The sequence below is a fragment of the Photorhabdus cinerea genome (genome assembly GCF_011189575.1).
GTDB lineage: Bacteria > Pseudomonadota > Gammaproteobacteria > Enterobacterales > Enterobacteriaceae > Photorhabdus > Photorhabdus cinerea.
This window is the reverse complement of the sequence record NZ_PUJW01000014.1, coordinates 1-19768: the sequence shown is the minus strand read 5'-3', so window position 1 is coordinate 19768 and position 19768 is coordinate 1. Positions and strand designations below refer to the sequence as shown.

The 19768-nt window shown below is 40.0% G+C and carries 14 protein-coding genes and 1 pseudogene; 11 read left to right on the top strand and 4 right to left on the bottom strand.

The window, feature by feature from the left end:
- The first annotated feature begins 315 nt into the window (after positions 1 to 315).
- Together yfcD and C5469_RS14180 are read left to right on the top strand one after the other, a co-directional pair.
- Positions 316 to 861: an NUDIX hydrolase YfcD gene (gene yfcD / locus C5469_RS14185; protein WP_166307837.1), complete on the top strand. Its 546-nt coding sequence runs from the start codon at positions 316 to 318 to the stop codon at positions 859 to 861.
- A 230-nt stretch (positions 862 to 1091) separates the two neighbouring features.
- Entirely contained in the window at positions 1092 to 1901 is an 810-nt protein-coding gene (locus C5469_RS14180) for an integrase (protein WP_166307834.1), read from the top strand.
- A gap of 253 nt (positions 1902 to 2154) precedes the next feature.
- On the opposite strand, the gene C5469_RS14175 is transcribed toward C5469_RS14180, so the two are convergent.
- From C5469_RS14175 to C5469_RS14160, 4 genes and pseudogenes are all read right to left on the bottom strand, one after another.
- Entirely contained in the window at positions 2155 to 2643 is a 489-nt protein-coding gene (locus C5469_RS14175; RefSeq protein WP_166307831.1) for a hypothetical protein, read from the bottom strand.
- Between the two features lie 416 nt (positions 2644 to 3059).
- Positions 3060 to 3359: a (4S)-4-hydroxy-5-phosphonooxypentane-2,3-dione isomerase gene (lsrG, locus tag C5469_RS14170; protein ID WP_166307828.1), complete on the bottom strand. Its 300-nt coding sequence runs from the start codon at positions 3357 to 3359 to the stop codon at positions 3060 to 3062.
- Positions 3360 to 3377: 18 nt separating this feature from the next.
- Positions 3378 to 4253, bottom strand: coding sequence for a 3-hydroxy-5-phosphonooxypentane-2,4-dione thiolase (lsrF, locus tag C5469_RS14165; protein WP_166307825.1), 876 nt, complete (start codon positions 4251 to 4253; stop codon positions 3378 to 3380).
- 68 nt (positions 4254 to 4321) lie between these two features.
- Positions 4322 to 4572 (bottom strand): annotated as a pseudogene (locus tag C5469_RS14160) (autoinducer 2 ABC transporter substrate-binding protein LsrB); the annotation flags it as partial.
- Between the two features lie 318 nt (positions 4573 to 4890).
- Here C5469_RS14160 and lsrR point away from each other — a divergent pair.
- The 9 genes from lsrR to C5469_RS14115 form a co-directional block, all read left to right on the top strand.
- Complete coding sequence (gene lsrR / locus C5469_RS14155) at positions 4891 to 5898, top strand: transcriptional regulator LsrR (protein WP_207629050.1); 1008 nt, start codon at positions 4891 to 4893, stop codon at positions 5896 to 5898.
- Positions 5899 to 5983: 85 nt separating this feature from the next.
- Complete coding sequence (gene lsrK, locus C5469_RS14150; protein WP_166307822.1) at positions 5984 to 7576, top strand: autoinducer-2 kinase; 1593 nt, start codon at positions 5984 to 5986, stop codon at positions 7574 to 7576.
- Positions 7577 to 8230: 654 nt separating this feature from the next.
- Positions 8231 to 9883: a thiamine pyrophosphate-binding protein gene (locus C5469_RS14145; RefSeq protein ID WP_166307819.1), complete on the top strand. Its 1653-nt coding sequence runs from the start codon at positions 8231 to 8233 to the stop codon at positions 9881 to 9883.
- Positions 9884 to 9930: 47 nt separating this feature from the next.
- Complete coding sequence (locus C5469_RS14140; RefSeq protein ID WP_166307816.1) at positions 9931 to 11397, top strand: nucleotidyltransferase domain-containing protein; 1467 nt, start codon at positions 9931 to 9933, stop codon at positions 11395 to 11397.
- A 161-nt stretch (positions 11398 to 11558) separates the two neighbouring features.
- The gene (locus C5469_RS14135) at positions 11559 to 12770 is read left to right on the top strand and encodes a citrate/2-methylcitrate synthase (protein WP_166307812.1); all 1212 of its coding nucleotides are present in this window, start codon (positions 11559 to 11561) and stop codon (positions 12768 to 12770) included.
- Positions 12767 to 14131 (top strand): Gfo/Idh/MocA family oxidoreductase, encoded by a 1365-nt coding sequence (locus C5469_RS14130; RefSeq protein WP_166307809.1) that lies wholly within the window; start codon positions 12767 to 12769, stop codon positions 14129 to 14131. The genes C5469_RS14135 and C5469_RS14130 overlap by 4 nt, the downstream gene beginning before the upstream one ends.
- Before the next feature lie 24 nt (positions 14132 to 14155).
- Positions 14156 to 15331: an MFS transporter gene (locus tag C5469_RS14125; protein WP_166307806.1), complete on the top strand. Its 1176-nt coding sequence runs from the start codon at positions 14156 to 14158 to the stop codon at positions 15329 to 15331.
- Positions 15318 to 16928 carry an AMP-binding protein gene (locus C5469_RS14120; protein ID WP_166307803.1) on the top strand — a complete coding sequence of 537 codons (1611 nt, stop codon included), beginning with the start codon at positions 15318 to 15320 and terminating at the stop codon, positions 16926 to 16928. The genes C5469_RS14125 and C5469_RS14120 overlap by 14 nt, the downstream gene beginning before the upstream one ends.
- Positions 16929 to 18083: 1155 nt before the next feature.
- Positions 18084 to 19768, top strand: a 1685-nt coding sequence (locus C5469_RS14115; protein WP_166307800.1) for an AMP-binding protein, incomplete at its 3' end; no start/stop codon positions are given.

Genomic DNA, 19768 nt, shown 5'->3' with positions numbered 1-19768 from the left:
TTAGTTACTGGATGAAACCAAGATGTTGAAGGTGACTATACCCAATAGATTTCAAGAAGGATCGCGACGGCAAGGGAGCGAATCCCCGGGAGCATAGAGAACTATGTGACCGGGGTGAGTAAGTGCAGCCAACGAGGCAACTTGAAAGATAACGGGTATAGTTCCTCAGATGTTCTATTTCAGGTTAAGTTAAAAGGTTGCATGAATCGTCCGAAACGAATACCGTCTTATAGTCCTATCAATTTGGTTATTTTGGGTAGATTAACCATTCTATAGATTTGCGATTTCTTGCTAATAAAAAAAGGTTTTTTGCAGATGGAACAAGAGAATACAGTGGGTATTGAGTGGATCGATATCGTTAATGGAAATAATGAAGTCATTGCCCAGGCTACACGTCAACAGATGCGAGCCCAACGTTTACGGCACCGTGCCACTTATATCGTAGTTCATAATGGCATGGGGAAAATTTTGGTTCAGCATCGTACAGAAACTAAGGATTTTTACCCGGGAAAACTGGATGCGACCGCAGGTGGTGTTGTGCTGACGGGGGAAAATATGTTGGATTCAGCCCGGCGAGAGGCAGAAGAAGAGCTGGGGATTGCAGGTGTTCCTTTTGCCGAGCATGGTAGTTTTTATTATGAAGAAGAGAATTGCCGTGTTTATGGCGCGTTATTCAGTTGTATCAGCCATGGCCCGTTTGCTTTACAGGCAGCAGAAATTGACGATGTGTGTTGGTTGACACCGGAGGAGATTACGATTCGTTGTGACGAATTTACATCTGATTCGTTAAAAGCACTTTCTCTGTGGCTAACTCGTAATAATGACTTCGATGAAGTTATTATGAATAAAAAAATTGATTGAGTTATCTGTTTTAGTTGAATAACCAAGCTCCCAAGCGGTGGAGCTTACTGCTTCTGTTCTTAAATTCCTTTCTTACTCACGGCGGTGAACACTCCTCCTTTTGAATAAAAATTTGTCAGCACATAAGTGTTATAAAGTAACAACAATATTTATTATTGGTGCTATGGTGACTAGCCATTATATATCCTATATATTGAATATATCCATATGCTGTTATGAGAAGATATACTATGGCAACTAGAATATATTCATCCGCTAAGGTGAAAAAATCGGTGGAAATCGAGACATTGAGTGGATCTGAACTCATCGATCGCAAGATTGATAAAGATGCTGAATATTTAGTTATCAAATTGGATAGCAACATAGCGGGTAACACTGAATATGGTAAAGCCTTATATGTTGCAGTAAACGCCGCAGTTGCAACAGTGAATTCTATTGCTATTTGTGATGATCATTATCCAACATTATGTTTTGTGAGTTCAAAAACAGATGATATTTCCCCTGTACTTAAGACTAGTAAGAGAGTGAAGCAGAAAAAAGTAGAACCAGAGATTGACCCCAAAAAGGAATTATCCAATAAGATAAAAGAAGATAATTCTGTCAGGAAGCTATCATCTGAACATAAGCAGGATCGTGATGCTCGCTTCTTAGCACGTCGTAAAGCGTTAAAGGAATTGATTCTGTCAGATTCAATCTGGTTAACCTCAATGGCTATTTCAGATGGGTATGGGTTTAAATCTAGTAATAAGAGTGCGGGGCCAAACAGATGGAAAAACTGTAATAAGATTTTTGCAATTACGGTTGATGGTAAAGATTATTTTCCTCAATATGCCTTGAATGAAGATTTTAAACCCCTTGATATTGTTAAGAAAATAATCACATTATTTGGTGATAAAAAGACCTCTTGGGGATTGGCTGTTTGGTTTGGTTCAAATAATAGTTGGTTAGGTAATAAAAAACCCAAAGAAGTCCTGAAAACAATGCCAGAGCAAGTACTTATTGCAGCTAAAGGTGAACTGGAGAAGGGTGTTCATGGTTAAAAAGAAAGATCAGGAATTACAAAAAGCTCCAGAACTTCCAGAAAGATTGAATATAAGTAATTAAAGGCTGTCCTAGATAGCTAAACTGGCAGAGTGCTGAGATTTTTATTCTAGATTCCCTTATAACGGTGATGAAATCTATATGTTTTTATGACAAATAGAATGGATATGATTATAGGCATAAAGCTCATCGGTTTGGATGAGCTTGTAGTAGCAACTGAGCCGGAATGGTAAAAATTTCTAGTATTTCGGTCTACAGCCACACGTGCTCTGTTACTTGGATACGTGATATTGAGAAATCATTACCAAGAGCGTCTGGAGTACTATTATATATTTTAAAATAATATGCAGGATCTTGTGCTCTTATCAGGCCAGACAAAATTGTTCCATTACCTTGTTCAGGTATAGTTGCTCCATAAATGATAGTATCATTAGGTGAGTCATTTTCAGATACCCCTACGCGAAGAGAAATTGTTGGAGCGGGATTAACATTGTTATAACGACGGACATAAACGGTGAGACTATACCAATGGCCAAAAGTCAAATTGGAATATTGTTTTGTTAAAACGCTACCACTATTATCAATGCCACCATTGGTATTGAATAATAATGCTTTTTTACCATTGATAGTAATAAATTGCCAGTTAGCATGTCCTTGAGATGTAAATTCAGGAAGTCTTGGTTTCCATGAATTTAACTTATTGTTCTCGAAGTCAGTTATATCATCGAGCTTAATTGTCATGTTATATCCTCTGAATTGTGAGTTTAGTTACTAAATCCTATTGTAAATTATATATTCGAAGCAATAATATATTTTATTAATAATGGCATTGTTACTATGATTTCATGCGTACTGTCATTAGATAGTTCAGAATTGTAAAAATATATAATGAAATAATATGGTGGTTGTAAATAAAGAGCTGATGTATAGATTTAGTTTCCTATATTGATATTGTTAACACGGTATTTAGTAACACTGATTTTGATGTGTTGGATATCCGTTGATTTTACTGATATATCAGTAGGAGATAATGTTGCTCTTGATTATGGAATATTTAGAATCGCGTGAAAATAGAATTCCCGGGCAGAATATTCTGTCCCGGGCAATTTAATTATTTAAACAATGTTGTATTTTATCGTTATATTGAAGTGATTTATTTATTTCACTTCTGGCATTACACCAATAAATGTCGTTTTCTTCCTTGGTTCAGACATCAGAGAATCAAGCTCTTCAACACATTTCAGATAATGAGATGTTTTCTTGTGTTCACCAGCGGCTTTTTCATCAACATAGGCTTCATAAATATAGAAACGGGTCGGAATATTTTCGTCCCGTAATACATCAAAACGAAGATTACCTTCTTCCTCAATTGAACCCAGATGATTTAAGCGGAAAATTTCAAGAAATTTATCTAATTTATCTTGTTTAATATTAATTTCAACCAAAGTTACGTGCATCTTACCCCCCCTTATTCTTTATTCTTTTTCACTTAAAAACAACTCATAAGCTTTGCTGGCACTTTCATTTTGATGTACTACGGCTTGAACGGCTTTTAACATGGCAACCGGTGCTTCGGATTGGAAAATGTTACGACCCATATCCACACCGGCGGCGCCTTGATCAATTGCCTGATAACACATCTCCAGAGCTTCTTTTTCTGGTAGCTTTTTACCACCAGCAATCACAATAGGAACTGGGCATCCGCTGGCAATGCGTTCAAAGCCGGTATCGACATAGTAAGTTTTGATAATTTGCGCGCCCATTTCGGCAGCAATACGAGTCGCCAGAGAAAAATAACGCTGATCCCGAACCATATCTTTACCAACACCGGTTACTGCCATAGTTGGCATGCCGTAACGCATTCCCTGATCGACTAACTTGATAATATTCTTGATTGACTGATGTTCATGTTCAGAGCCGATATATACCTGAGCCGCTACTGCACAAACATTCAGGCGCAAGGCATCTTCCATTGTAACCGCGACAGCTTCATTGGACAGTTCTGTCAGGATAGAATTGGCACCGGAAGCACGCAAGACTACAGGTTTATTAGTCGCCGGTGGAACCTGACTGCGGAGAATACCGCGCGTACACATCAATACATCAGTATGCGGAAATAGGGGGGCAATATTAATATCAATGCGCTCAAGGCCGGTTGTTGGTCCCTGAAAATAACCGTGGTCGAAAGCCAGCATAACAGTACGGTTAGTTTTAGGATTAAAAATGCGTGATAGTCGTGATTGCATTCCCCAATCAAGTGCGCCGCAGCCTTTCAGTTCAAACAGACTGTTCTGCTGTGGAACGTCAATACCAAAATCTTTACCATCTTTAATATCGTCTAAATCTGCCATTTTTCTTCTCCTAACTAGCTTACACTGGGCCAGCAACCACGAATGGCGGAGATTGCCGGACAATAGAATTAGAAATCGTATTGATTGATGTTGCTTTGGTGAAAATTACCCGTTCAGGCAAAACAACAATATCGTTCCCTTTGGTGTCGTTATAGCTGTAACCCTGAAAACGGTTTGATGCAACTTTGATGGCGCCAATATGGGGAATATCTCGTTTCTCACCGATACTTAAATCACCTTTCTTGAGTAATTCATTGGCTGCATGAGTTGAAATCTTGTCCCGATTAACAACATCCCAAAGTCTGAATTGTTTCACCGTTAGACCTTTTATTCGGTTGTTCTATACCAGCAATAATCTTCATATAGCGTCGATTTGCCTGCATCATTATTTTCTAACATCTCGGCACTCTGTTATGCAAGTGATGCAGGTGCTGCGGTAATTTGAATGAACATATTTTTTTATAAGAAACAATTATTCAATATGGTAGCTGTTGTATTCCGAATTTAGCACTATTTAGATCACAATTTATGAAAAAATTTGATCTGCATTATATTATGTTCAAATTGTACGGTAAGACTCTGGCGTGTAATGCGTTTTAATGCTTATCTGTGGAGTGCGGATAAAAAGAAAGTGGTTATGTCGATAAAATTAACAAAAGAAAAATCAGCCAAAGAGAAACAGGTGCTGTCTGAGGACACCTACCCGGGTAAAAGCATGAGTGAAGAAGAACTGCTTGCGCGTATTGCATGGTTTTACTATCACGATGGCCTGACACAGGGGGATATCGGTGATCTGCTTGGTTTGAGCCGGTTAAAGGTTTCCAGATTACTGGAAAAGGGGCGACAGTCAGGTGTTATTCGAGTACAGATTAACTCTCGCTATGAGGGTTGTCTGGCGCTGGAAAATACTTTGCAAAAACATTTTTCTCTGAAACAAGTGCGTGTTTTACCCGCACTGGCTGATATGAATCTTAGTGCCAGATTGGGTATCGGTGCAGCACATTTACTGATGGCACTGATTGAACCACAGCAATTACTGGCGGTGGGATTTGGTGAAACTACCATGTGCACGTTACAACATTTGAGTGGTTTTATCTCATCACAGCAAATTAGGCTGGTAACGCTGTCCGGTGGTGTCGGTCCTTATATGACTGGAATTGGCCAACTGGATGCAGCCTGTCCAATAAGTATTATTCCCGCACCGTTACGCGCTTCGACTGCCCAAGTCGCCGAAACATTCCGTCAGGAGAGCAGTGTCCGTGATGTTTTGTTGGCAGCGGGTGCGGCTGATATCGCTATCGTTGGTATCGGTGCCATTAGTCAGAAACAGCAGGCGACAATTATGCGTTCTGGCTATATCAGCGGTGGTGAACAACTGATGTTTGCCCGAAAAGGTGCTGTCGGCGATATCCTTGGCTATTTTATGCAAGCAGATGGTGAGTTGGTGGAAGATATGCAGATTCATCAGGAGCTTATTGGTATCTCCATGCCGGAACTGAAAACGATTCCAACAGTTATTGGTGTTGCGGGAGGTGAAGATAAAGCGGAAGCCATTATTGCTGCGCTTAACGGTCAATATATCAATGCATTGGTGACAGAAGAGCAGACCGCCAGGGCGATGCTGAATTTATTACAATTACACTGACCATGTACTCAATCTATCCGTGAATAAGTAAAAAATTTGAGTTAAGGCTAGAAGTTCAGAAAATAATTAAACTGAGGATAGCATCATGAATCAACGCCGTAGTGCTAATCCATCAGGAAAATATCTGATGGCGCTTGATGCAGGGACAGGGAGTGTTCGTGCAGTAATATTTGATCTTGAAGGGAATCAAATAGCCGCAGGGCAGGCTGAGTGGGTACATCAGCCTGTACCTGATGTGCCCGGTTCAATGGAATTTGATTTAGTGATGAACTGGCAGTTGGCTTGTCAATGTATCCGTCAGGCGCTGAAAAAAGCAGAATTACCTGCCAGCGCTATTCAAGGCGTTGCGTCCTGTTCTATGCGGGAAGGTATTGTTCTTTATAACCGTAATGGTGAGCCGATCTGGGCCTGTGCCAATGTGGATGCACGCTCCAGCCATGAAGTGGGTGAATTGAAAGCGTTATATAACAATACCTTTGAATATGATGTTTATCAGTGTTCAGGCCAAACGTTGGCGTTGGGAGCTATGCCTCGTCTTTTATGGCTTGCTCATCATCGTCCAGATATTTATCGTCAAGCCGCAGCCTTAACGATGATCAGCGATTGGCTGGCAAATATGCTCAGTGGTGAATTGGCGGTAGATCCTTCCAATGCGGGTACAACAGGAATGCTGGATCTGGTCAGCCGTGACTGGCGTTCTGACCTTCTTGAGATGGCAGGACTGCGTTCAGATATTCTTTCACCGGTAAAAGAAACAGGAACTTTGTTAGGTTTTGTCACTGAAAAGGCCGCATCTCAATGCGGACTTAGTGTTGGAACACCGGTGATCATGGGCGGCGGTGACGTTCAGCTTGGTTGTCTTGGCTTAGGTGTTGTAAAACCCGCCCAGACGGCTGTTCTCGGTGGTACTTTCTGGCAGCAAGTTGTAAACCTACCGGCACCAATAACTGACCCGAATATGAATACACGGATTAACCCTCATATTATTCCTGGTATGGTTCAGGCGGAGTCCATCAGTTTTTTTACAGGTTTAACTATGCGCTGGTTCAGGGATGCATTTTGCGCGGAAGAGAAATTACTGGCGGAACGTCTTGGTGTTGATGCCTATAGCTTACTGGAAGATATGGCAGCCAGAGTGCCGGCTGGTGCTTACGGTATTATGCCAATTTTCTCTGATGTAATGCGGTTTAAAGCTTGGTATCATGCTGCACCTTCCTTTATTAACCTGTCAATTGATCCTGAAAAATGTAATAAAGCGACATTATTCCGTGCATTGGAAGAAAACGCTGCGATTGTTTCGGCTTGCAATTTGGATCTAATCTCTGCATTTTCGGCAGTGAAACCGGATTCTCTGGTATTTGCTGGTGGTGGCTCAAAAGGAAAATTATGGAGCCAGATTTTATCTGATGTGACAGGGCTTCCGGTGCGGGTTCCGATTGTCAAAGAGTCTACTGCTTTGGGATGTGCAATTGCAGCAGGAGTAGGGGTTGGGCTGTATGATGCAATGGGCGCTACAGGGGAAAAGTTGGTGCGTTGGCAACACGAATATCAACCCAATCCTGAACATTATGAGGTGTATCAAAAGGCTAAACAGAACTGGCAGGCGATATATGCCGATCAGTTAACATTGGTTGATCATGGTTTAACAACTTCACTTTGGAAAGCGCCGGGATTATAGTTTGTAATTAATTGATCCGCTGGTGTCTGTATCGCCTTTTGCTGGGTGCGCTTGTGCTGATATGCGGCTTGTGCACCAAGTATTTCCTTAATGCCTGAAAATGTGTGATGTCGTGGTAATGGTACTATCACAGACTTCTATCACAATTCTTGAAGATGGTCGTTATTATGGATTAATTTCTTTAATTAATTTTCATGGATTGATGGTAATGGTTACTTGTTACTATTTTATGCAGAGATCGTACTGTTGTTCGGTTTTATTCAACCAAGAATGAATAGGCATGCTGGAACAAAGACTTAAGTCTAGATTTTTGCTTATTAATCAGGTTGTAAAAGTTAGATTAGGTTCTTTTTAAACTATCTACTATTTTGAAAATTTACCTTATTGCTATTTCTTATTGTGACAGTAATCAAATTAATTTTCTTGACTGATATAAGTAATTAAACTACTTTTTAATAGCTACCTTGTATAAGCTAATTCAAAAAAATCTATTCAGCAGTTATCACGATATTTATGTAGTTAAGTTCATTATATGAGCTAGGTCACACAAAAAGCCTTTTTAGAGCTGAAGATTAATATTGGCATGATCTGTACATATTAAAAATTCATGAATATTTCTTTATAAATTAGATTCTAAACATAAAGGATGACCACATGAAACTTGATGAACTGTTTCTGCGGGCGCTTGCGCGCCAAGGTGTAACCAAATGTTTCGGTATTGTAGGAGGTGAAGCAGAAGCTATTAGATTTGCAAATCAGATTGGTATCGAATTTTTCCTTACAAGACATGAATTTACAGCTGGCATTATGGCTGATGTTTTAGGAAGATTTACAGGAAAACCTCAAATGTGCTGGTCTACTTTCGGCCCCGGTCTTACCAATATAGCGACCGGAGTATGTTCAGGAATATTAGATCGTTCTCCTATGATAGTAGCATCAGCTCAAATACCAAATGAACAGGCTAAGTACAACTTAACTCATCAATGTATTGATAATGTAAGCTTTATGAAGCCAATTACAAAGGTAAGTTTCCAGATCGAAGATATTCAAGACATTCGACAAAAAATCCCTTCCGCAATAAAGGCATCTATTGATGAATTACCCGGTCCAGTTTATATGAGTATACCTATAGATGTCCTTAAGCAGGAAATCTCAGCTCAAGAAGCTGTTGATATTCTTGAAGGGCTACAAATACCAAAAAGGACGGAACCTGTGGAACCGATAGTGGCTAATTTGGAGAAAGTGGCTAGTTTGGTAAATAATTCACGTTATCCAATGATCGTTATTGGGAACCAAGTACTACGGGAACAAGTTCAAAATGAAGTAAGGCTTTTGGCAGAGCAGCTCAACACTCCAATAATATGTTCTTTGGCCGCAAAAGGTGCAATATCTGAAAAACATCATTTATTCTTAACAGCAGCTAATAAATATCTTGATGGAGTGTATCGTCGGCCAGTTATATCAGACCTTTTCGACGATGTTGATCTTCTTATTTTAATCGGTTACGACTTTGGAGAAGATCTAAAACCATCTTTGTGGGGCTGTAATAAGGATACTATTGTAATAAATAGCTTCGATGTTCCCATGGAAGAAGTTTTTCAGCCAAAAGTGAATTGTCTAGGTAATATTGAGCAGTCATTGCGTTATCTCAGGAATGTTTGTACTGTGAGGAACCAAATTTTCTCTCAAAAACATAAAGAGCTTAAAGCGATCTTCGGTGAGCGCAAAGCAATTAGTGTTAAGCCTGGAACGACTGATATTCCCAGGATTATGAAGGTAATCAGCAACTATTTGGGGGATAGTGGTATTCTATGCAGTGATGTCGGTTTGCACAAACAGTACGCTGGTTTATTAGCTCGTACTCATATGCCTAATAGATTCATTTGTTCCAACGTATGTGGAAGTTTTGGTTTCGGTCTTCCCGCAGCGTTAGCTGCGAAGCTTTGTAATCCCTCAGAAAAAGTTGTAGCCATCTGTGGCGATGGTGGTTTTCATTCTACAAGTCAAGACTTGGAAACGGCTGTTAGATATAAACTGCCAGTTATCATCATAGTACTGTCAGATTCTTGTTTCGGTTTAATAAAGTATTATCAAGGCTTACACAGTGAAGAGCCGGTAAAAGGCATGACGGAGCTAGGACCGGTTCAATTTCATCTATTGGCGAATGCTAACGGTATGAAATCTGCTTTACTCAAGAATCCAGAAGAACTTCCGAAAGTCTTGGAACAAGCATATCTTCTTAATGAACCGTTTTTAATTGAGATCCCTGTTGCTTACGACTATAACCTATTAAAACATGTAGCTTGATTCGATGCATGATTTATGAACTTGATATACTTATAGAGTAAATTTATATGGACGCAAGAACTGACTATTTTATTCAGTCCGCATTAGAAGTTTTGGGAGAGAATCTCCTTGGTATTGTGGAAACTGATTCATATCTCCGCCAGCCTGATTATTCTTCTCGGTGTGTGAGGCATTTCTACGTGATTGTAGCTGACAATTTAGTCACAGATTGCATTACATCACTAAGATACCTTCAGGCGGAGTTTTTTGAGTTTACCCTAAATTATCTCACTATTAGTGAGTTATCGTATTATCCGCCTCATTGTATGTGGCAATTTGCTAAGAATCCTTGGCTTTTACGGTCGGAAAAAATTAGTGATGTGGTACTCCCTAATATCAAAGGGAATCTTGATATATATAGACAAGCAGTCTTTAGCGTTGCCCATATTGCGCGTCTTTACTACCTCAGAAACTTGACGCCAAAGACTCACGTTTGGGGAGTACGCCAGCTTGGTTGGGCAATGCGTTACGCTGAATTGGGGCTATATCGTCAGCTCGAATCAACGGAGCTATCCTGTATTCACAAAGATAGCGCGTATGTTTTGAAAGCACCAACAAAAGACCTTAATTGGTTGATCACTTGTAATACATCTTGGCAAAAGTTCGAAGAAGAGCTTTTGTCCAATATCAATGTTTTTCGTGATGCAGCGGCACGGTTAAGTGAAATCGCGGAGTACTATTCGACATTATTGCAGCACTTGTACCCAGAGACACGTACTGTTCCAGCACATGGTAAAGTAGACGATCTTCTTTCATTACAACCTCTCATCGATCAAGTGATTATTCTTTTAAGGCAGTTTATTGGCAATAGATTATTAGCCTTTTATCTCCACGGTAGTGCTGCCCGGGGTGATATGCGAAGTGGTTCAGATATAGACTCTATTGTTATCGTGGATAAAGTTGATACAGTTATCCTTGAAGCAATTCGCTCAACACAATCCAGGTTCAAGGATTTATCCATCTCCGTATATAGTGAATCGAATGTTCACCAATATCCTAGTTTCAGAGCATATGCGCTCATCAATGGAACTAAGCGTGTCTATGGTAATCTTGCTTTAGAAATGAAACCGTCATTGAAAGGTGATGTATATGGCATTATCAACAATCTATTTACTATAAGGCAAATAGCTCGTTCTTATCTGATTTCTGGTACATATGGACATCGGGCATATTATATGCTTGGACTGATGATGAAACTCACTGATCACGGTTGCTTACGACCTTTGCAAATCCTGAAAGGTGGTTTCTACCCAACGAAGAAAACTCAGGTTTTGGAATACTACAGAGACAACGAAATTCTCACCGACATTATTAAATATACGCAAAACCTAAAAGAATGTGAGAACACTCTAAAGCAAAAATTACTTATTGGAAGTCGAGCTGAAATAGAAAACTTATTTTATTCATTACTTGACGCATGTGAAATAGTGGCAGAGAGATTAAATATGGTACAGATCGAGAAGTCAATTTCATAGACGGAATGACTCTAGTTCTTTCAGTTAAGGATATTACGATGGGTAAAATATTAATTCGTATCTAAACATAGTCATTAGCTAATGCAATAATTTAATTATTGTAATCCTATTTACACCAATATGTCAGTTTAATGCACATATATTATTAAGAGGAATAAAGCATGACGTCAAAAATCTTGGCAAGATCAATTAACGAATTTTTTGAAGTACAACAATTATCAGACCAAACTATTCTCAAGCCAAATCGAAAAATAAAGATGAAGATACTCGATGAAGGTTTAATGCAAACAGCCATCTGTAGAAGTAATGTAGGTAGAATCGATGAAAAAGAGTTGAAGCTTGAGTACCGAGGCCATAATGTTCGAGATCTAGCAAATAACTATTCTTTTAGTGATGTTGTGCATCTTCTGATTACAGGAAAACTAAATGCAGAAGAAAGTGAAGAGTTTTTGGATATGCTCCATAACAATTACCTATCAGCAATCAAGCATATTGAAAAGTTAACACCAGTAATATTCGGTACTACTCCCACTGATTTCCTCGCAATTGCAGTTCTATCTTCGCAGGGTAAATGGCTTTCTGACCGCTCTGTAAAAACAAAGGATGAACGCCTGATAATTACTGCATCTATTTTGGCCGCAATAGCTGCTGCAATTGCTATATATGTTCAGAAATATGTTATGTCCGAACCTGTATTTAAAACTTTTTTCGATACTAAGCATCGATTCCTTGCAAGTTTTTTAGCAACATGTTTTGGACAACAGTGTGACGATGTAGCAGAAGAAATGTTAAATAAGTTTTTAATTCTTCATGCTGAACATGGGTTGAATTGCTCAACTGCAACCGTTAGGGCTGTAGCGAGTTCCGGTGCAGCTCCATTTAATGCTGTAGCTGCGGGTATTTGCGCATTCAGTGGCCCTCTTCATGGAGGAGCGAGTGAGGAAGTTGGTTTAATGATCGATGATATACACGACAATTCTAAAAATATTAGTACTTTTATTGATGAACTAGTAGAAAGAAAGCAACGTCTTATGGGATTTGGTCATCGAATTTACAAACAACCAGACCCCCGAGCTTCTTACATGAGCGATATTCTTGTCAAACAGAAGGAAAAATTCGATGTTATTTCTCCTTATGTAAATATTTCACAGGAACTTGCATCAGAAGTATCGAAAAGGCCGTATTTTTCGCAACGGGGATTATATCCAAATCCGGATCTATTTAATGGGGTGTTACTTCGTAGGGTTGGTTTCAAGTCGCACATGAATACTGCTCTCCTTTGCTTTAGCCGTGCTGCTGGTTGGTTGGCTCATTACTATGACAGTATTGATAGTAAAGCGCCAATTCTGCGACCACAGGAGCTATATTTATGAAAATAAAGCATAAACCAGTACGGAAACTAATCGTATTTGGATGTGGTCCTCACTTTTTAAATAGATATTTAGATGTTCTATTGGAGTACCGCGATACCATTGAGGTTATGCTTATAGTTGATTTGAAATGCCGAGAAATGAAAATTCGCTGTGCATTAAATGAGAAAGGATTAAAGCCCAGAGCATACTTGTTTCTTGATGAACAATACAGAAATTATCCAGATTCAGACGAAATTTACAAGTTACTTTCTGCAATTCCAGAAGCACAACAAGCTGATGCTGTTATAGTGAGTACTGAACCAAAAGCTCATAAAGTATATGCTCTATGGGCAGCCGAAAATGGATTGAACGTGTTCATGGATAAACCAATAACCGCCCCTTATTCATCAAACGCGGAAAATTTAATGGTGGATTTCGCAGAACTGTTGACTGCTTCGAGAAAAACCAACAGTAGATTTGTAATCAGTTGTGAACGTCGAATGCAATTTGGATATAGATATGTGGAAAAGTTTCTAACTGAATTCATGAGCTCATTCCAAATACCGATCACATCAATGCATGTTCATTTTGGTGGCGGGTGGTGGGTAATTCCATCGGAAATGCTCAATTTGGAAAACCATCCACTTAAATACGGTTATGGAGTATTATTTCATTCTGGGTATCATTATTTAGATTTGGTTGCTCGCTTTGCACTCTACAATAAAAAAATACATGATATAGACCTCCTGAAACCACATGTTAAGACAATGGTAGTACGCCCAAATGCGCTAGCGGAAGCTCTACCATTTACGACTTATTCGCATACCCTTAAGAAAGAGGATAAAAGTCAAGATCAAATTGCGTATCAATTGTCGGACTATGGTGAATTAGACTTCTCAGTAATAGGAAATTATTCCAAAGGTATTCAACATCGAATGTTTTTCAGCATGGATCTAATAGAAACAACCTTAACTGGAAGGATAATGCCGAATAGTATTCCAAGTGATGGACGGATACGACAGGAAATCGTAAATATTCATCTAGGGCACTTCTGCTCAATTAGTATCGTATCGAATTCTTTCCGGAAACTGACAGAAGGTGACACGATACCGGAAGATTTCAGCATAACGATTGCTACCCATCCAATGTTTACCCAAAGGGGGAAACAAACTGTGTTACGAATCAACCGCAAAGATCTATCACAGTTAAATCCAAGCCTCCCTCTATGTGCGGGCTTGAATGTCCACGCAAGAAAAGAGCAGCTTCGCGATTTTTTAAGTGGTGGAGATGCGAACTCTGAGTTATCAACTCACGAAAATTCAGTTGCATTGCTTGCTGCGGTTTATGAACAGGTCTCTAAGACAAACATAGTTCCTCAATAGCTCAAGTAGAGTAGAGGCCGAGTTATGAACGGAAAATTAGATCTGCTACCTTTTACTACATTTGTTCGAGGTTTCCTGTTTTGGGCCGCAGCTACTGCGGCCGTGGGTTATATACCTTTGTTTGTAGAAATGACGGATTTTTCCACAACACAAGCAGCCGTCTTCCTATCGGGAACTGCGATTGGAAGAATGGTATTCCAGCCTATTATGGGGCAATTTATCTCACCTAAAAACTGTTTACAGGTATACACCGGTGCATTAATTGGACTTATGTCTTGTAGCATCTGTTTATTCCTTTTTAGCAACCCTGTTAGTTTACTATTGTGTTCCAGGCTGCTGGAGGGGGCTTTTTTTTCAGGATTCATTATTTCTTGGCGAACACAGCTTAATAGATTTTCCCAATCTCCGAATTTTGAGTCGGTGAATGATAGTTATGTTATTTCCCAAAATGCTGGGCGTTTAGCAGGGCCAATGGTAGGTGGGATTATCGTTGCGAAATTTGACCTTTATAGTGTTTTCTTATTCTCAGCAATTCTATATTCCTTGTGTCTGATAATATTGCCCCAAAAAACTGCTATTACAACATCTACTGACAATCATAGTCGTGAACATATTCGGATAACGTACGCTCAGCTCCTTAGTCGTAATTGGAGGCTACTCTTGGTTCACCATCTAGAATTTATGTGTCTTGGTTTATGGTTAGCCTCATGGCCCATCTTTGCTGTATACGTTAGTGAATTCAATCCAATAGAGGTTGGCTATTCGTTTGCTGTTGCGGCTGCGGGAGGTTTTTTTGTTTTACCGCTGCGTAAGCTGTTACGAAAAACAACTTTAAAGGCACGATTTGTCATCTCTCTTGTACTTTTGTTTTTGCAACCGAGCGGTGCTCTTTTGATATCAACTCACTTAGGCTTTTGGATAATGTTACTATTGGGTGGTCTTGGTAGTACCATTTATTTCACTGCCTTTCATCAGTTTATATCGAAGACTTATCCTGTTGAACAAATTCCTGCAATTTATGGATTTTTGGGCACAAGTACATTTTTAGCTCAAGCGATCGGCCAAGCTGTAACTCCATATGCTCAGCAATTTGGCGGAATCGATGCACCAATTATTATCGACGCTATATTGCTTCTTATCATGATATTAATCTCTTTTAGAGTATATAAAAAAGGGAGTGAGAAATATGATTTGTTCTAATTCCTTCTTAAGTGAATATGATGGTGTCGCACTTTCACCTATTTCATTTCTAAGACGAGCAATACTAAGTAACGGAGATGATATTGCTGTAATAGATGGAGAATGTCGTTGGACTTGGAACCAATATGCATCTCGGTGTGAAAGGCTTGCAATAGCTCTGAAAAAAATTGGCGTTTGTAAAGAAACAGTTGTGTCCGCGCTTCTACCCAATATACATGAACTCCTTGAATTACATTTTGCGGTTCCAATGGCAGGTGGTATCTTGAATGCGCTCAGTACCCGAACGGACTCAAACACTTTAAATTTTATATTTAAAAAACTTAATCCTAAGGTATTGTTCATTGATAGAACTTTTATTTCACTGTTGGATGATGTTTCCCTAGACAAACAAGTAAAGATCATTGTTGTTGATGTGGATGATATATTCATTTCAAAATCAATTTCTGACCGAGAATTTATTCAATATGAATCGCTGATAACTACTCACCAATTTGGAGAGTTGTCTTTTTCTCTGCGAGATGAACAACAAGCGATCAGCATAAATGTAACTTCAGGAACAAGTGGACAACCTAAACTTATTGTTTATTCTCACCGTGGCGTGTTTCTGAATTCCATTTCTAATGTTTTGGATTGGGATATACCAAAGCGACCGATATTCTTATGGACATTACCAATGTTTCACTGTAATGGGTGGTGTTTTCCGTGGGCTATTGCTGCTCGGGGGGGTACACACATCTGTATGCGCAAGTTTGACGCAGAAGAAGCGATATTATTAATGCAGAAGCATAAGGTAACACACTATTGTGGAGCACCTATTGTCCATTACGCATTAGGTAATATTGCTCGGAAGCAAGGGCTGCATTTTGAGGAAAAAATTAATGGATTAGTTGCAGGTGCGCCGCCTACAGAGATGATGTTTTCTCTATTAGATTCCATTGGAATAACAGTAACACAAGTATATGGTATGACTGAGACATATGGGCCTGTCGTTGTGTGTGAAGAAAAGCTCGAGTGGGAGAAGCTCCCCAAATCTGCAAGAATATCCAAGAGAATGCGTCAAGGAATTGTCTCAAATTTACAAGGTCAAGTTTGTGTTCTTGAGGAAAATACGGGATTACAGGTGCCTTTTGATGGAAAGACTGTTGGTGAACTCGTAATTCGTGGAAATATGGTTGCATCTTATGATCCAGATCGGCATGTGACTTTTGATGCAGCAAGTAGATGGCTTTTTACGGGGGATTTGGCTGTCGTTGAAAATGACGGCTATGTCAGAATTATAGATAGAAAGAAAGATATTATTATTTCTGGTGGTGAAAATATTTCTAGTCTGGAATTGGAAAATGTACTGTCAAACTATCCCGGTGTTTTAGCTGCCGCCGTTGTAGCAAAGCCAGATCCACATTGGGGTGAAGTACCGTATGCATTTATAGAGCTTGAAGAAAATTCATCAGTTACAGAGTATGAACTGAATAATTATATTTGTACGGTAATGGTGCGGTATAAGCGTCCTAAGGGATATACTTTTTTAACTTTACCCAGAAACGCAAGTGGAAAAATCATAAAAGAGCAATTAAGACAATTGATTAGGAATTCCTGAGATCCCAAGATTGGGATCTTGTATTATGATTAAAGACTAAATTGTCTGTAAGTTGTCAAACCTACCGGCACCAATAACTGACCCGAATATGAATACATGGATTTAAATGTTTTGGTGCTGTTGTGATAGTTCGGTATACATTATGCGCATCGGATTTTTTCTATATTAAAGCAGAATAAGAAAAGTGATAATTCCTATGTTAATTGTTTTTCAAAGTCTTTTTTCTATTATTTTTTTGGCGTTATTTCTAACAAATAATTAGGAGGAGATATGAATATAATAATGTGTTTTTAAATGGGAATATAAGCTGATTTAATTATTCTTAATTTCATGACTTAGCTTTGGAATATATTGGATTTATTCTAAATAATTCGTAATATCCATTAGGCGTAATTACTGTAACTATTCTTTTTAATAAATGGTCAGCATGGCGCGTGTGCAGGAATATAGCCCTGTGGAATAGAAGTGGTAACAGTGAAAAAGCGGTGGGGAATAGTCTAAATATATATGTTAGGAGGTATATAAAACTGAATAATATTGAACTTTGTCCCAGTTTTCACCATGTGTTGGTCAGTATCGCGGGATATCCGAGAAATCGTATTAGAGAACGATCTGGATTGAATGTATCTATTTGAAATTAATGGATTATTTTGGTTGCATTGTTTTATTATTATGAAACAATATGTCTGAAGTTAATTGTTATTTATAATGTTTCTTCATGTTATTGAATATAATAATATTTCTATTAGTTGTATGGTTTAATTATTGTAAAATAATATCGAATGTGATTATTGTTATTCTGGGATTATATTTTTACCTCATGGGCTAATAAATTCATCTAATGGTTCCATTCTTATCTATGGAATTTCAGCTCCAGACAATAAAAACTGCAAGAATTTATCTAAAAAATAGGAACAAAAATGGAATTTATTATTCTGCATGATAAAGTGAATTATTTATCCCGTTGTCAGGGAAATTTAGCGTTGAAGAATTGTTAATTGGCAGCGGTCAGCTGGGCTGTGGCATCTAATATCTTGAATTGATGTCAGACGTATCCGTTTTTATTTTTTGGAATCAAGAAGTAAAAAAAAGCATTTGTGATGACTGTTAAGAATGACAGTTTTTAAATTTCTAACAGATTCGTTGAGGTCGTAAATGAAAGATAATATGGCTAAAACGGGAAGTGCTCCTAAAGTTGAACACCTCTCGCAGACAGTGGAAAACATAACCAGCACCAATGATGTTTCACAACAGACTGGGAGCGAAAGGAATATCCCCCAGGTGCTTACACCTGGTGAATCATTTTGGTGTGAGCGTCTTGCCTCTTTGCAACCCCTCCAGTTACCTTTTGAAATGATGGAGAAACAGGCAGAATCCCGATGGGTAATGAGTCCCTGGCAGTGCTTACTGTCAAAAGACGATGAAGAAGACCCATTACAGGCACTGTTGCAAGTATTTGTTATCTATCTTGCGCGCTTGACTCAGCAGACTGAATTCCAAATCGGCTGGTGTGTAGATGAGGTAAAAGATTCGTCGGTAGATTTGGCACCGGTGGTACCCATGGTCGTTGAGGTGGCGTTTGATAAGCCGTGGAGCGTGGTCGCTGACTGGGTTGATAGCGAACTGGTCCGGCTGTCACAGCACCGTACATTTAGTCGTGATCTCCTCTCCCGCTCTCCTTCATTGCGAGCTATTCCGGCATTAAGGACTCGCCAACCGTGGCTGATCGCCGTCTCGGTGATACAGGATGACAAACCGTGTGCTCAGGAGGTCCCCGGTGAATTGCTGACGTTCCAGATAAATACGCGGGGGGATTTTCGCTGGATCTACGATGAAAACCGCCTGAGCCGGGAAATAATTCATCGGATGAGCGAGCACTTACAGGTGTTGGCATGGTCGAAAAGGCGTGGTGATGAAATCCCCGTCGGGCAGCTTAATTTGTTGTCTGAGGCTGAGCGTACGTTGCTGCTGGAAACCTGGAGCGCGACTGATCCATCCTATCCAGACCCGTTATGTATTCATCAGCTGTTTGAGCAACAGGCAGAGCAGTCCCCACAAGCTACGGCGTTAGAGTATCAACAACAGATTTTCAGTTATACGGAACTGAATGCCCGTGCTAACCGTCTGGCTCATCAACTGATTGCCCTGGGCGTTATACCAGACCAGCGGGTAGCGATTTGTGTGGCCCGTTCCCCGGCCATGGTGGTGGCGCTGTTGGCGGTACTGAAAGCCGGTGGCGCCTATGTGCCGCTGGATACTACTTATCCGGCGGAACGTCTGGCGTATATCCTGAATGATACGGCCCCGTCAGTGGTGCTGGTTGATGAAACCGGGCGGGCGGCATTGGGTGAATCTGCGCTGGTCGGGCTGACCGTACTTGATCCGAATATCCAGCCTGATCAGCCGGCCCGCAATCCGCTGGTCCCGGGGTTAACGCCGCAGCATCTGGCTTACGTCATCTACACTTCCGGCTCCACCGGGCAACCAAAAGGCGTGATGGTGGAACATCAGGCGGTGTATCAACGTTATCTGGGCTTTAATGAGCTTTATGATGTCACTGCTCAAGACCGGGTGTTGCAATTTGCGGCTTTTGCGTTTGATGTTTCAGTGGAAGAATTTTTCTCGTCATTATGCAACGGGGCCACGCTGGTGATCCGTGATGATAGCTGGCTGGCGTCGGTGCCGGAATTCATTGCTTTAACCCGGAAACATTGTATTACGGTTATCTCTCTGCCGACCTTATTCTGGTCTGAACTGGCGGCCCGGGACACCGGATTACCGCTGCCGGATTGCCTGCGACTCATCATCATTGGGGGTGAGGTAGTGAAGAGAAACGCCGT